The 13,484-nt window shown below is 71.2% G+C and carries 12 protein-coding genes; 3 read left to right on the top strand and 9 right to left on the bottom strand.

Annotated elements, in window-relative coordinates; translation table 11 throughout:
- Positions 1-89: 89 nt before the first annotated feature.
- Positions 90-857 carry a transposase gene (locus OG883_RS03865; protein WP_266534967.1) on the top strand — a complete coding sequence of 256 codons (768 nt, stop codon included), beginning with the start codon at positions 90-92 and terminating at the stop codon, positions 855-857.
- A 65-nt stretch (positions 858-922) separates the two neighbouring features.
- Here the strand turns inward: OG883_RS03865 and OG883_RS03860 are convergent, their stop codons facing one another.
- Complete coding sequence (locus tag OG883_RS03860) at positions 923-1,483, bottom strand: DUF4352 domain-containing protein (protein WP_266534964.1); 561 nt, start codon at positions 1,481-1,483, stop codon at positions 923-925.
- Positions 1,484-1,636: 153 nt separating this feature from the next.
- On the opposite strand from OG883_RS03860, the gene OG883_RS03855 reads away from it, so the two are divergent.
- Positions 1,637-1,903, top strand: coding sequence for a hypothetical protein (locus tag OG883_RS03855; protein WP_266534961.1), 267 nt, complete (start codon positions 1,637-1,639; stop codon positions 1,901-1,903).
- 128 nt (positions 1,904-2,031) lie between these two features.
- On the opposite strand, the gene OG883_RS03850 is transcribed toward OG883_RS03855, so the two are convergent.
- Both OG883_RS03850 and OG883_RS03845 read right to left on the bottom strand, forming a co-directional pair.
- Positions 2,032-3,297 carry an NAD(P)-binding domain-containing protein gene (locus OG883_RS03850; protein WP_266534958.1) on the bottom strand — a complete coding sequence of 422 codons (1,266 nt, stop codon included), beginning with the start codon at positions 3,295-3,297 and terminating at the stop codon, positions 2,032-2,034.
- A 91-nt stretch (positions 3,298-3,388) separates the two neighbouring features.
- Entirely contained in the window at positions 3,389-4,627 is a 1,239-nt protein-coding gene (locus tag OG883_RS03845; protein WP_266534956.1) for an ATP-grasp domain-containing protein, read from the bottom strand.
- 158 nt (positions 4,628-4,785) lie between these two features.
- Here OG883_RS03845 and OG883_RS46730 point away from each other — a divergent pair, with 158 nt between their 5' ends.
- The gene (locus tag OG883_RS46730) at positions 4,786-6,654 is read left to right on the top strand and encodes a glycosyl hydrolase (RefSeq protein ID WP_323180872.1); all 1,869 of its coding nucleotides are present in this window, start codon (positions 4,786-4,788) and stop codon (positions 6,652-6,654) included.
- Here the strand turns inward: OG883_RS46730 and OG883_RS03835 are convergent.
- The 6 genes from OG883_RS03835 to OG883_RS03810 all read right to left on the bottom strand — a co-directional run bounded on the left by OG883_RS03835 (position 6,651) and on the right by OG883_RS03810 (position 13,484).
- Positions 6,651-7,799, bottom strand: coding sequence for a GNAT family N-acetyltransferase (locus OG883_RS03835; protein WP_266534954.1), 1,149 nt, complete (start codon positions 7,797-7,799; stop codon positions 6,651-6,653). The two genes, OG883_RS46730 and OG883_RS03835, sit on opposite strands and share 4 nt — an antisense overlap.
- Positions 7,799-8,470 carry a YveK family protein gene (locus tag OG883_RS03830; RefSeq protein WP_266534952.1) on the bottom strand — a complete coding sequence of 224 codons (672 nt, stop codon included), beginning with the start codon at positions 8,468-8,470 and terminating at the stop codon, positions 7,799-7,801. The genes OG883_RS03835 and OG883_RS03830 overlap by 1 nt, the downstream gene beginning before the upstream one ends.
- Positions 8,467-9,612: a glycosyltransferase gene (locus tag OG883_RS03825; protein ID WP_266534950.1), complete on the bottom strand. Its 1,146-nt coding sequence runs from the start codon at positions 9,610-9,612 to the stop codon at positions 8,467-8,469. The genes OG883_RS03830 and OG883_RS03825 overlap by 4 nt, the downstream gene beginning before the upstream one ends.
- A complete protein-coding gene (locus OG883_RS03820) occupies positions 9,609-10,295 on the bottom strand; it encodes a polysaccharide deacetylase family protein (RefSeq protein ID WP_266534947.1) in 687 nt (228 codons plus the stop codon). Before OG883_RS03820 ends, OG883_RS03825 begins: the two co-directional genes overlap by 4 nt.
- Positions 10,285-11,934 carry a murein biosynthesis integral membrane protein MurJ gene (gene murJ / locus OG883_RS03815; RefSeq protein WP_266534944.1) on the bottom strand — a complete coding sequence of 550 codons (1,650 nt, stop codon included), beginning with the start codon at positions 11,932-11,934 and terminating at the stop codon, positions 10,285-10,287. The genes OG883_RS03820 and murJ overlap by 11 nt, the downstream gene beginning before the upstream one ends.
- A gap of 188 nt (positions 11,935-12,122) precedes the next feature.
- On the bottom strand, positions 12,123-13,484 hold the full coding sequence (locus OG883_RS03810; RefSeq protein ID WP_266534941.1) for an O-antigen ligase: 1,362 nt from the start codon (positions 13,482-13,484) through the stop codon (positions 12,123-12,125).

Raw genomic sequence — 13,484 nt, 5'->3', positions numbered from 1 at the left:
GAGGATCTCGAAGAGGGGCACGGCACGACGTGCCCGCGCTGCCTAAGACTTGTCCCGTAACTGCTGGTCACGGGTGAGATGATCTTCGGGTGTCTGGTGTGATCACGGCGTCGGAGCCGTCCTGGATAGCCCCGTTCACCGGGCTGAGCCCGCGTTCCTTCGGCAGGTTGGTGACCGCACTGCGCCGCGAAGGTGCAGATCCGGTCCGTAAGGGCCGCCCGTGGGGACTTCCGCTGGAGGACCGGGTTCTGCTCGTCGCGGCCTACTGGCGCACGAACCTGACAATGCGCCAACTCGCTCCGCTCTTCGGTGTATCGAAGTCCGCGGCGGACCGCATCATCGACCACCTCGGCCCGTCGCTGGCGCTCCAGCCCCGCAAACGGTTCCGCAAGGACACCGTGCTCATCGTGGACGGCACCCTGGTGCCCACCCGCGACCACAGCATCGCCGAGCAGTCCAAGAACTACCGGTACTCCACGAACCACCAGGTCGTCATCGACGCCGATACCCGCCTGGTCGTCGTGGTCGGCCGGCCCTTGCCCGGCAACCGCAACGACTGCAGGGCGTGGGAGGAGTCCGGCGCGAAGGCCGCCGTCGGCAAGGCCATGACGATCGCCGACGGCGGCTATCCGGGCACCGGACTCGTCATGCCACACCGTCGGCGCAAAGGTGAAGAACTGCCTGACTGGAAGCAGGCCCACAACAAGTCCCACAAACAGGTTCGCGCCCGCGTGGAGCACGTTTTTGCCCGCATGAAGACCTGGAAGATCCTCCGCGACTGCCGCCTCAAGGGCGATGGCGTCCACCACGCCATGCTCGGAATCGCCCGCCTCCACAACCTCAACCTCGCCGGATAGGCGGGCGGCCGGACCGGCCACCAGCCACGCCCGCACCCCACCCAAGATCATTTACGGGACAAGCCTTAGATCTGCCAGGTGCGCACGGTCGTTCCCACCGTGCAGTGGAGCTGTACGATCCGTGCATTCTCCGGTACTTCGAACACCAGCCAGCCCTCCACCTGTTCGCCGACCGGAAGCCTGTTCAGGACGAGCGGAGAGCCCGTGGTGATCTCCCCGGTCCTGATGGCCGGATAGCGGCTGCCCTTCTCATCGACGACCCATGAATTCCGGACGGGGGTGTCATAGGGTTTGCCGCCCACATTGGCCAGAGAGATGTCGATACCCAGCCAGCGCTTTCCGGTGAGCGGCCCGATCGTCGCCCGTCTGCTGATCGCCGGATCCACCAGGCCCCGCACCGAGATCTGAAGGCGCTCACCGAAGGTCCCGCCGCCGAGCTCCGTCGTGTCGCCGATCTGTGCCACCGCCGATCGGCTGCGGCTTCCTGCCCCGCCCTTCCCGTCCGGCACGGTTTCGTCGGCGTCTGTGCGCGAAGTCTGTTCGGCGGGGCTGCTCGCACCGCTCTGACAGGCCGTGACGCCCGTGAGGAGCACCGGCAGCAGCAACGCGGACGCCACCTGTCGCATCGGTCCCCTTCCGCGAGCTGTTTTCCGTATCTTCACGGCAGCAGCGGCGAAAGCCTGCCACTTTGCATGGTGTCGTGGGGCCGAATCCCACCGTTTCCCTCCAATGCCCTACCTGGGCAGTGACTTCGCCCGCGGGCGCGCGTTGGCGGTCATATGGCAAGGACCAACACGTCTGCCCGATGGCAGCGCGTCCAGACGCTCTCAGCCCCGAGTCCGGCACGTCCGCCCGCCGGCACCAGCCCCATCTACGAACAGCTCGCGCGGGAGTGGGCCGCCGCGGGCCGCACCCTGCCGGGCAGACTCGACCCGGAGTGGACCCGCCTCTCCCGCTATCCGCCGCAACCGGGGGGCGATGCCGACGTGCGTCCCGGTCCCCCGCCGCCGCGCAGGGGCTGGCTCCACGACCGGCACCCGGCCTGATCCTGACTCGCCGCGTCGGACTCACCGCATGCCGTCGCCTCGCAAGACGGTGCAGCCCAAGGCCGGTGTCGGGCCTCGGGCTGCACCGTGGGGAGACGTTCACTCCCATGCGACACAGGGGTCAACGATCACGGACGGACCGCGTTACTCCCGGCCGTGGACGCGGGCGGGGCGGGGTGCGGCAGCCGGGCCGGAGTCCTGCCCCGCAGCCGCTTGCGCACGCCCGCGACCAGGCGGCCCGCCGTGAAAGTGGCGCCGTGGACGAAGCGCATGGACGGCCCGAAGGAGGGCGCGGCCAGCAGTCCCGCGAAGAACAGCCCCGGATACGAGGACTCGAAGCCGGCGTTCAGCTCCGGTGCGCGGCCGCTGCCCACCGTCTCGATGACGCGCCGCAGTTCGGCGTCGAGCAGCCCCAGCCGGTCCAGGTCGGGGGTGAACCCTGTCGCGGCGACGACATGATCCGTGTCGATGGCCGTCGTGCTGCCGTCCGGCGCGCGCAGACCGACCCTGACCCGGCCCCTGCTGACGACGGCGCTGTGCAGGCTGTGCCCGAGCAGGGCAGGGACCCGCTGCTCGTAGCGCTCCCTGAGCCACCAGGCTCCCGCGGGACCGAGCGCCGTGCTCGCGATGTGTTCCCGGACACCCGGGGGCAACTGCCGTACCGCCCAGGGGATTTCGGAGTACGCCCAGTTGGCCCATCCCGTGCCGAGTCCGCTGTGGGGATTGCGGAGCGCGGGCAGGAGCCCTCGCCGCAGCGGCGCGGCCACGGCGTTCCAGGTGAGCCTGTCGGTACGGGCCAACAGGCACGGCCGCGCCCCCTCCTCGGCGAGCAACGTCGCGGTCTCCAGCGCCGCCTGGCCCGCGCCGACGACGAGGACCTCCTTGCCACGGAAGCCACTGAGATCCCCGTGGCCGCTGCTGTGCGAGCAGTAGAGGGCGGGCAGCTCCGCCAGCGGCTCGGGGATGTGCACGAACGGCAACACGCCCACCGCGAGTACGACCGCCCGGGCTGCCAGGCGCTCCCCTTCCGCGGTCTCGACACGAAAGCCGCCCACGGCGGGCGCGACCAGGGTGACGGTCTGCTCCTCGACGGGCGGAGCCGCGCGCTCGGCGAACCACATGCCGTAGTCGCTGAAGGTCCCGATCGGGAGCGGGTTTCCGTGCACCGCCTCGAAGCCGCGGACCGTGCCGTAGCGACTGAGCGTATGAATGCCGGCCGGGTCGGAGAGATTCGATGCCCAGGGCTCCGACTTGAGGAACATGCCGGCGGGCATGTGGTCGCGCCAGGACTCCATCGTCCTGCCGAACATCCGGAGCCTCATTCCGGCCGCCGCGGCGTGCGCCGCGACCGACAGCCCGTACGGGCCGGCGCCGATCACTGCCAAGTCGTACATGAGGTTCTCGCTCCTTCGCGTCAGGACAGGGACGTCCGGTCGGGCTGGGTGGCAGCGCTGTCCGGGACCGCCGGGCCGCGCTGCCGGGGGGTCACTTCGCGGGTCTGAGGGCGGCGGTGCGCAGGAGCGTCCGCATACGGTGCACCCCCTTGGAAAGACCGCGCCCGAGCCAGGCGCGGGCCATGGCGAGGAAGGGCAGCATGTCGTCGCCCGCGAACCAAGCGGTCTCGACGCCCCCCTTGTGGCCGGTGGCCGGGGGCCTGGTGCGGCCGACGGAGAAGAGAGCGGAGAGCAGGGCGTAGTTCTCCGCGACAAAGACCCGGCCCGGTCTGCTGACCGGCCGCGGTACGCGCTGCCCGGTGAGATCCAGGTAGAGGGTCCGTACGACATCGAGGCCGCCCGGGTCGGTGAACAACCGGAACTGCGCGCCCGTCCGGGGGTTGACGTCGACGAGCTGATAGGTGCCCCCGGCCTCCTCGCGCCGGAAGTCGAGGTCGAGGATTCCGCGGTAGCCGACATGGGAGACCAGCCGCCGGGCGGCCTCCTCCACCTGTGCGTTGGGCTGCCAGCGGCCCAGCGCGGTGAGGCCGGTGCGGGTGGGCCAGGACAGTTCCTTGCGGCCGGACCCGCCGAGCAGGCAGCGAGAGTCGCCGGAGAAGTAGCCGTGGAAGAACCAGTCGGTGTCGGGCCCGTCCGGCAGATAGCGCTGGAGCAGCAGCCGGCTGCAGGCGAGCTCGCTTTCCCCGAAGAGGCGGCAGGCGTCCTGGGGGGAGCGCACCAGGGTCGTACTGCGCAGCCCGGTGGTGGCACCGAGCAGCCAGGGACGGCTCCACTTCGCCACCAGCGGCAGCCCCAGGTGCCGCACTGCCGCGCCGGCCTCGGCGGCGCTGCTCGGGATGACGGTCTCGGGGTGCGCGATCCCGGCCTGTGCGCACAGGCCGGCCAGTTCGGCCTTGTCCGCGAGTCGCCGCGGCAGGTCGGAGCCCTGGTCGGGGAAGACGAACCGGGGGGCGAGCAGGGGTGCCTGCGCTGCGGTGTGGATGGCGCTGAGATCGTCCATGGCGATCAGCACCGCGCGTCTGCCGATCCGTTCCGAGATCCGGATCAGCATCTCGGCGAACGACTCCGCGGTGATCGCCCCGCGCGGCCCCGGATGCGCCCGGTGCAGATATCGGGAGCGGCCCACCGGGCTGTTCGCCGCCTCGACCACGGCGTGCACTTCGACGCCCGCGCGCCCCAATGACCGGACGGCTCCCAGAGTGCCGTGGTGAAAGGGGTTCCGGTCGAGTCGAAGCACAAGAGCGGGAACCACGGAATCGAACGATGACATGCGAGTCTCATCTTTCACCTGGATGGTCCTGTAAAACGCGCCCCGCGTCGCGAATGGCCTACTGACGGTCTGTCAGACAACTCTTTAATAGCACTTTCTGGCTACTGTCGTATACGTCGCAATGTCGACTGCCCTGTCCACAGTTCAAAGGAGCAGCCATGCCCAAACGGCGCCGTCTCACCGGCACCTGTATCGGGACGGTCACCGCCGGACTCCTCGTCTCCGGTGCAGTATTCGGAGAACAGGCTGCGGGCGCGACACAGCCCGGCCACGGAAATCCGAGTCCACCGGGTGCCGAGTCCGTCGCCTTGGGCGCGTATCTCGGCTACGGTCCGGCCGGCGTCCAGCGAATCGAGGAGCTGTCCCGCTGGCTGGGCGGTACGAAATTGAGGGTCGGTCATACGTATCTGCCGGGCGATCTCTGGTCCAACATCGAGGGCGGGTCCAACTTCCTGGACGACTGGGCGCGGTGGCGGCTCGGCGCGGACGACCGGATGTTCGTCCTCAACGTGCCGATGCTGGAAAGAAACGAGGCCCGACTGTCGGACCGGATGGTCCGGCGGATGCTTCAGACGGGAGCCGCGGGCTACTTCGACCACCACTTCCGGACTCTGGCCACGCGCCTGGTCAACCTGGGCGTACCGGACACGGTGATCGTCCTCGGCTGGGAGATGAACGGCAGCACATATTCGCACCGCTGCGGCCCCGACCCGGAATCCTGGAAGACGTACTGGAATCGCATTGTCACGGCCATGCGTTCCGTCCCCGGCCAGAAATTCCGATTCGACTTCGCCCCGAACCGCGGAGTGGACGCGATTCCCTGGACCGAGTGCTATCCCGGCGACCAGGTCGTGGACATCATCGGGATGGACAGCTACGACCAGCCTCCCGGCAGGACGTTCGACGAGCAGGTGAACACTCCGTACGGACTGCAGCAACAGGTCGACTTCGCGGCCGCTCACAACAAGGCGATCTCGTATCCGGAGTGGGGACTCTTCCGGAACGGTGACAACCCCGAATACGTGCTCGGAATGCTCGAATGGATCGAACGGCACAAGCCGCTGTATCAGACCATCACAGACTACTGTCCGCATGGCGTTTGGCAGTGTGATGACAACCCCAAGTCGTCGGAAGTCTTTCGCGCGAAGCTCTTTGCAAATCCGACGCCGGTGTCACCGACGCCCACCCCGGCGGGGCCGACACCAGCGGTGCCGACACCAGCGGTGCCTACACCCGTAGTGCCTACACCGGTGGCGCCTACACCGGTGGCGCCTGCACCGACGGTGTCGCCGACGCCCACGCCGCTGGTGCCGACACCGCCGACACCGGCCGTACCTACGCCGGTGCCGCAGCCGTCGCCCACGCCGGCGGTGCCTGCACCGACCGTCTCGCCGACACCCGCACCGACGGTGCCGACACCAGTGGCGCCCACGCCGGCCGTTCCCACACCGGCCGTTCCCACGCCGGCCGTTCCGACACCAGCCATGCCCACACCGGCGGTGTCGCCCACAGCCACGCCGACGGTGCCGACACCAGTGGCGCCTGCACCAGCCGTACCTACACCGGTGATGCCGACACCGGCCGTATCAACACCGGCCGTACCTACACCGGTGGCGCCTACACCGGCCGTGCCGGCTCCGAGCCCGGCGCCTGTGGTGCCACAGCCGATGCCCGTGGCGGCGACGCCCACTCCGGCGGTGCCGACACCCACACCTGTCGAGCCGACGCCGACGCCGACGCCGGTGCCGGTGCCGGTGCCGGTGCCGACACCCACACCGGTCCAGCCGACCCCGACCTCGACCCCGACCCCAACTCCGACCCCAACGCCCACTCCGCCCACTCCGCAGGCCACGCCGACACCCACACCCGCCAAGCTGCCCACGCCCAAGCCCAGCCCCAGCGCACCTCCCACGGAGACGAACTCCAAGCATTGGTGCATCCCGCTGGACCTGAGCGACCTGATCAATCAGTTGCCGGACCGGAAGATCTACGTGACGATCACCTTGCCGGTCAGCTGGTCGATCTAGTTGCGCAAGGCCGCCCGCCAGTCGTTCAGGCGGACGCGCCACTCCCGCGCGGCGGGGAACCGTGTGTTCACGGCCCCCGCCGCGCGGCCGCGCCAGCCCGCCTGCGACGCGCGCAGCCACAGCGCGGGCTCGAGCGCGGCCGGGGCCAGCAGCAGCCGCTGGTTGACGACCGACTGGGGCCGCCAGTGGTTCTTGTACGGCTCGTTGCCCCGCAGCAGGCTCAGCACCCGCCGCCCCGTGCTCGCGGCGAGGTTCGCGTCATGGCGCAGCAGCATCGTCGTGACATCCACCTTTCTCTCCCTCAGCTCCGGGTGCGCGCCGTAGAGATAGCCGCCCGTCAGATGCCCGGACTGCAGGGCCACATTGGCCGCCACCACCTCGCCGTCCAGCCGGAACTCCGTGAGCGCGGCGTCCCCGTCCCGCACCATCCACCGGGTCGCCCGCACCAGATGCTCCGAGAAGCGCGGCCTGAGGTGCTCCGCGGTGATCCCGCGGCCACGCCACTGGAGTTCGTGCAGCCGCAGCAGATGCCGTACGGCGTCGGGCACCTCGTGCCCGGGGACCGTGTAGTCCTCGATCTTCAGCGCGTCGATCTTGCGCAGCTTGGCCCGTATGCGCTGGGCCCGGCTCGTCGACAGCCGCTTGACGAGCTCGTCGATCGGGGCTGCGGGCAGCTCCAGGCACACCGAGTCCGCCAGCCGCCGTCGCGCGCCGGTCCAGGACTCGTACAGCCGCTCGGCCGCCGCTCCCGGCCGTACCTCGCGCAGATCGATCACAGCCAGGCGGGCGGCGCGGTGCAGCCCCCGCTCCAGTGCTTTGATCGCGCACTGCGCGTGCTCGTCGTCGACGAGGATGTCGCTGAAGTCGGAGATGGCGCCGCCCATCTGCACCAGCAGCGGCATCGGCCGGTGCACGAGCATCAGGGGCGCGGCCGCGATCAACTGCCCGTCGCGGCGTACGAGCACGATGCGGAGCAGGCCGCGTGCCCCGTACGAGAGCCACCAGGAATGCAGCCAGGCGTGGCTCTGGAAGGGAGTGGCCGTGGCGCACCGGCGCTGCAGCTCGTCCCACTCCGGCCGGAGTTCGGCGAAGGCGTGGGGATCGCGGCACAGCCTGACGGAGATGGCCGTCCGCTCTCCCGCCATCAGACCAGCTCCCGTTCACCGGCGGGTTCCGAGGACTGCGACGGCGCGGGCACGGCAGCCCCCGCGGCCCGTCGGGCGTGCCGCGGACGTACGAGCAGGATCAGCCCGCCGATCAGCCCGCCGGCGCTGCCGCCGACCGCCGCGCTGATCGGCGGCGACGGCGAGACGGGTTCGGCCGGCGGGATCGCCGGGGCGAAGCTGACCAGTTGGACGCCGGTGCTCTTGGCCACCTGATTGCTGCTCACGAACACGGCGTCGGCGACGGCGTTGGCGATGGTGGCGGCCTCACTCGGCCGGGCCGACGTACCGGTGATCGCGATCATGGGCGAGTCCGGCGAGGTCTCGGTCCGCAGCCGCGTACGCAGGGTCTTCGCCGGCATTCCGGCCGCCACGCGCGCGAACGCGATCGTCGAGTCACTGGTGGCGATCCGTCCGTACGCCTGGGCGAAGCCGAGTGCCGCCCCCGGGTCGGAGTCCTTGGCGGGTACGGCGACGACATAGCTGGTTGCCGCGTACTGAGGCGTCTTGAGCACGCCGTACGCGACTCCGCAGGCCGTGCCGAGAAGGACACATACAGGCAGCGTCCACCAGCGGAACCGTGGGGTGATCGTCTCCAGAGGTGCGCTGATCCGTCCGGGCTGGGCCGGCTGCTGCTCGGGCGACTCGGTCATGAGTGTGCTCTCTTGCTCGGTGGGGTGGGGGCGAGGGCGCGTGCGTAGACGTCCATCAGGCGTTCGCTGCTGCGCGCGATGTCGTAGTGGCCGACGGCCGGGGGCGGCGGGTGCCGCTGTGCTCCGGCCGCTATCTGCTGCCGCAGGGTCGCCGTCAGCTCCTCCGGCTCGTCTCTGTCGCCGATGCGCCGGGCGCGGGGCGACTGGCCGGCCGGCAGATCGTCGATGGCGGGGCAGGTGCAGTGCAGCACGGGCAGCCCGGCGGCCAGCGCCTCGACCACGGCCAGGCCGAAGGCCTCTTCGCGGGAGGTCGAGACGAAGGAGTCCATGGCCCAGAGCAGGGCGGGGATGCCCGGCCGGTCCGTACCGCTGCGTGTCGCGTCGCACTCGCCCAGCAGACGGATACGGTCCGCGGCCCCGCACCGCACGGCCAGTGCGCGCAGCGTGTCCCGCTCGGGCCCGTCGCCCGCGAGCAGCAGCCAGGCCCCGGGCAGCGCGGCGACCGCCCGGACCAGGACGTCGAAGCGCTTGCCGGGCACCAGCCGTCCCACGCCGCCCACCACGAAGGCGTCGGCGGGGACCCCCAGTTGCGCACGCGTGACGAGTCGCTCCCGGTTGTCGAAGCGGAAGCGCCGGGCGTCGATGCCGTTGGGTACGACATGGAGGCGCGAGGCCGGAACACCCCAGTCGCGCAGCCGTGCGGCCACCGTGGTGGAGACGGCGACGGTGGCCGAGCCGAGCCGTTCGGTGGCCAGATAGAGCGCGCGGGTCCCGCGGGTGAGGGGCCGCCCCTCGATCTCCGCCTGCCCCAGCGAGTGCTCGGTGGCGACGGTGGCACGGACGCCCGCCAGCCGCGCCGCGATCCGCCCGTAGACGCAGGCGCGGTACAGATGTGTGTGGACGAGGTCGTACTTCCCCCGCCGGATCAGCCGGGCCAGCTTCGGCAGCGCGGCCAGGTCCCGGTTGCCGCGCATCCCGAGATGCATGACGTCGACCCCGTCCTCGCCCAGCCCGTCGGCGACCGCGCCGGGATTGGTCAGGGTCACCACGTCGCAGGTGACCGGCAGATGACGCAGCAGCAGGCGCAGCTGCTGCTCGGCGCCGCCGACGCCCAGGCCGGTAATGATGTGGAGCGCCCTCATACGTTCGCTCGGTGGCGCAGCCGCTTCACCCACAGGCGCAGGCCCCGGTCGGCATGGCTGATGTGTGTACGGGGCAGGGCGTGCGCCCCTGCCAGCGCGCCCGGCCTGATGGCGCAGCCGTATGTGTACCCCGCGCTCCGTACGGCGTCGACCGCCCTCCGGTCGACTGTGCCGTACGGGTAGCAGAAGCCGCCCGGGACCGTCCCGGTGATCTCGCCGAGGAGCTCCCGGCTGCCGCGGGTCTCCCGCCGCAGGGTCTCCTCGTCGACGCCGGTGAGGTCCTGGTGGAAGAGGCCGTGCGAGGCGACCTCCATCCCGGCGGCGGAGACGGCCCGGATGTCGTCCTCGGCCAGCAGCGGTTTGCGCGGGCCTTCGGAGTCCCATGCGTTGCTGCCGCCGAGTCGCCCCGGCAGGACGAACACGGTCGCCGTGCAGTCGTGGCGGCGCAGCACCGGCAGCGCCTCATGGACGAAGTCGGTGTAGCCGTCGTCGAAGGTCAGCCCGACGAGGCCGGTTCGGTGCTTCGCACGCAGCAGCGTGCCGACGTCGACGCCGGTGAGCCCGCGGCGGCGCAGCCAGCCCAGTTGGAGGTCGAGCCGGTCGCGGGCCACGGTGATGCCGTACGGGTCGTCGGTCGGGTCGGCGATCGAGTGGTACATCAGAATCCATGGGTCAGCGGTCATGACGCCACCTCTGTCGGGTGAGGGCCAGCAGATGAACGACTTCGGGTGCTCTCACCGCGAGTGCGGTGAGGACGAAGACGGTGGGTACGAGCAGACAGCCGACGGCTGTGCTCAGCAGCGGGTCGGCCACCAGCGGGCTCGCCAGCCGGCCGGCCACGGCAGCCACCGCGGCGGCGACGGCGAGGCGCCCGAGCGTGACGCTGATGGAACGCACCCGGATGGCGACCACGCGTGAGCCGAGGCCGGTGAGGAGCAGCAGCGCTGTCGTGGTGATACCGGCGGCGTTGCCCGCGGCGATCCCGTAGACGCCCCACCGGCCGACGGCGGCCGCGCCCGCCGCGATGGTGACGACGAGCCCGGCGGCCATGGCGGCGGCCGGATACCAGGTGGGCTGCCCGGTGGAGAAGAACGGGCGGCCCAGCGCGCCGACGAGGCAGTGGCCGAGCAGCCCGGTGGCGTAGATACGCATGACGGTGGCGGTGGTCTCGGTGTCCTGCGCGTCGAAGGCGCCGCGCTCGAAGAGGACTTCGATGATCTGCGGGGCGTATCCGAGGACGAGGGCGGTGCCGAGGAGGACGACCACCCCCGCGAGCGCCAGGTCCTGCTCGACCCGGCGGCGGGCCCGTTCCCGGTCGCCGTCGGCCATCGCCCGTGCGACCACGGGGAAGGTCACCGTACAGATCATCAGGGAGAGCACCATCGGCAACTGCGCGACCTTCTGCGCGTAGTTCAGATGGGAGATCGCACCGCCGGGCAGCGATGACGCGAGGAAGCGCTCGACCAGGACCTGGGACTGCCTGCTGATCGTGAAGAGGATGACGGGCGCGAGGACTGCGGCTCCGAGGAACGGCGTGGTGCCGCGGCCTCTCCGTTTCGTATGCCGCGGCCTCACCCGGGTCACACGACGTACGAACATGGGCAGTTGGGCCAGGATCATCAGCAGTCCGCCGACGGCGACTCCGGCCGCGGCGGCGCGCACCCCCCACAGGGAGTGCAGAGCCAGCGTCGTGGCGATGATGCCGACGTTGTACGCGACATACACGCAGGCCGGCGGCAGAAAGTGGCCGTGTGCGCGCAGGGCGGCGCTGAAGTACCCGGCGATCCCGAAGGTGAGGACGGTGACCGCGGTCAGGCGCGTGCAGTCGACGGCCAGTCGGGGGTCGGCGAAGCCCGGGGCCAGAATCCGTACGACCACGGGTGCGCCGACGATGAGCAGTCCGGCGGCGCACGCCAGCAGGGCGAACAGCCGCGGGAGGGTGGCCGAGACCAGCTCCCGTACGGGGTCGCGCCGGCGGTCGGCCGTGCGCCGCACGAGGGCATGACTGAAGGCGGGGACCAGCAGCAGCGCCATCGCGTCCTCGATGAGCAGCGTGGACGCCATCTCCGGCACGGTCCAGGCGATCAGGAAGGCGTCGCTGTCGATGCTCGCACCGAAGATCTGGGCGATCGCCTGGTCGCGTACGAGTCCGAGGAGCGCCCCGGCGGCAGTGAGCGCGGCGGTCACGGCGGCGGCTCGGGCGAGGACGGTGCCGAGCCTCGCGTCTCCGGTGGGCCCCTGCCCCTCCCCGCCCCTTCCCGTACCGAGGCTCCGCCCCGGACCGCGCGCCTCGATCGTCGGCGAGGCTGCATGGGGCGCCATCCGAGCGGGGGCTCCGCCCCAGGCTCCGCTCCTCGATCGCCGGACGGGCTCGTTCTGGGCCCGTCCGGCGATCGCGGACACTCCCCCTACGCCTTGCGGGCGTGGGGGGAGTACGGGGGTCTGGGCGCTTGCCCCCGGTTCGGGAGGGGGCGGGGTGGGGAGAGGACCTGCGGCAGGCGTCGTGTCGTTCACGCAGCGCTCGCCCCGTCCGGATCCGCCAGCGCCCACCACGCCCCGAGGCCCAGCACGACCCCGGTCAGAACCGTCGACGGACCGCCGATGTCCGCGTACAGGAAGTCGATCGTCTGCCAGAGCATCAGGCCGACGGCCACGAGTCCGCAGTCGGCCGCCGCCTCGCGCCGCCGCCTCGCGCGGACCATCCGGCGCACTCCGCCGGTCAGCACGGCCGCCCAGCTGCCGACGAACGCGGTGACCCCGATGAGCCCCTGCTCGCTGAGCACGAGGAGATACATGTTGTGCGGCGAGAGCAGCGGCTGCTTCTGGAAGGCGCGGCCCGCGCCCGCCGTGTTGCTGCCCGCCGAGAGCCCGATCGACACGTGCCCGTCGCGGTGGGCGGGGTAGCCCTTGAGGCCGACTCCGGTCACGGGCTCCTCGCGCCACATGCTCGCCGCCGCGGCCCACATCGTGTACCTGTCGGTGACCGACTGGTCGGGCGTCTCGGCGACCTGGGTGATGCTGCTGAGCCGCTCGGAGATCATCTGGGAACCGATGCCGAGGCCTCCGACGAGAACGACGGCCACGGCGGCGAGGACCACCAGGGCGCGCACGGCCTGGCGCAGTCCGGCCAGCAGGATCACGGCAAGGGTGGCGACCGCGGTGGCGATCCACGAGCCGCGGCTGAAGGACAGCGCCAGTGGCACGACCAGCGCCGCGGCGGCTGCGATCGCGCAGGGCCGCAGCCGGCGGGGCGCGCCATGGGGTGTACGCAGCGCGACGGCGGTGGCCGCGAGCAGTCCGTATGCGACGACCGTCGCCATACCCATGACGTCGGTGGGGCCGAAGGTGCCGACGGCCCGGATGTCCGCGCCCATGTAGGAGGCGCCCGTGCCTGTCGCGTACTGGTGGACACCCAGCCCGCCCTGCACCAGCGCGAGTGCGACGAGGCACCCGGTAACGATACGGAAGCCCTGGGCGTCACGGATCACGAGGACGACCGCGACCGGCACCAGGACGAACACCTGCAGATAGCGCACGAACCCCGGCACTCCCGCCGCCGGATCGGCCGCGGTGATCGTGGCCACGGCGAAACCGACCGCGGGGATGCCGAAAACGAGGGCGGCCGCCGGGGTCAGCGGCCGCGCCCTGCGGTGCAGTACGAGCGCCAGACAGCAGGCCACCAGCACGCCCGACGCCACATCGGCCGGCACCACGCCGCCCCAGCCGGCCCCGCTCATCGCCGGGAGCGGAGCCGCGAGCAGCAGCACGGTCGCCATCAGTGGCAGCAGCGGCCACCGGCCGGCCCCCCACTGTCCCGGGCGGGTGCGCGGCACTGCGGGCGCGGCGGATGCGGCGCCCCAGGTGACGGTCAT

The sequence above is a fragment of the Streptomyces sp. NBC_01142 genome, from assembly GCF_026341125.1.
Lineage (GTDB): Bacteria > Actinomycetota > Actinomycetes > Streptomycetales > Streptomycetaceae > Streptomyces.
Note: the sequence above shows the minus strand (reverse complement) of the source record. Positions and strands in the feature narration are given on the sequence as shown.

Excerpts from the sequence above, each read along its gene's own strand:
- OG883_RS03820 (WP_266534947.1), bottom strand. The coding sequence starts at position 10,295 with ATGACCGCTGACCCATGGATTCTGATGTACCACTCGATCGCCGACCCG.
- OG883_RS46730 (WP_323180872.1), top strand. The coding sequence starts at position 4,786 with ATGCCCAAACGGCGCCGTCTCACCGGCACCTGTATCGGGACGGTCACC.
- OG883_RS03855 (WP_266534961.1), top strand. The coding sequence starts at position 1,637 with ATGGCAAGGACCAACACGTCTGCCCGATGGCAGCGCGTCCAGACGCTC.
- OG883_RS03825 (WP_266534950.1), bottom strand. The coding sequence starts at position 9,612 with ATGAGGGCGCTCCACATCATTACCGGCCTGGGCGTCGGCGGCGCCGAG.
- OG883_RS03860 (WP_266534964.1), bottom strand. The coding sequence starts at position 1,483 with ATGCGACAGGTGGCGTCCGCGTTGCTGCTGCCGGTGCTCCTCACGGGC.
- OG883_RS03850 (WP_266534958.1), bottom strand. The coding sequence starts at position 3,297 with ATGTACGACTTGGCAGTGATCGGCGCCGGCCCGTACGGGCTGTCGGTC.
- OG883_RS03830 (WP_266534952.1), bottom strand. The coding sequence starts at position 8,470 with ATGACCGAGTCGCCCGAGCAGCAGCCGGCCCAGCCCGGACGGATCAGC.
- murJ (WP_266534944.1), bottom strand. The coding sequence starts at position 11,934 with ATGGCGCCCCATGCAGCCTCGCCGACGATCGAGGCGCGCGGTCCGGGG.
- OG883_RS03835 (WP_266534954.1), bottom strand. The coding sequence starts at position 7,799 with ATGGCGGGAGAGCGGACGGCCATCTCCGTCAGGCTGTGCCGCGATCCC.
- OG883_RS03845 (WP_266534956.1), bottom strand. The coding sequence starts at position 4,627 with ATGTCATCGTTCGATTCCGTGGTTCCCGCTCTTGTGCTTCGACTCGAC.
- OG883_RS03810 (WP_266534941.1), bottom strand. The coding sequence starts at position 13,484 with ATGACCGTCACCTGGGGCGCCGCATCCGCCGCGCCCGCAGTGCCGCGC.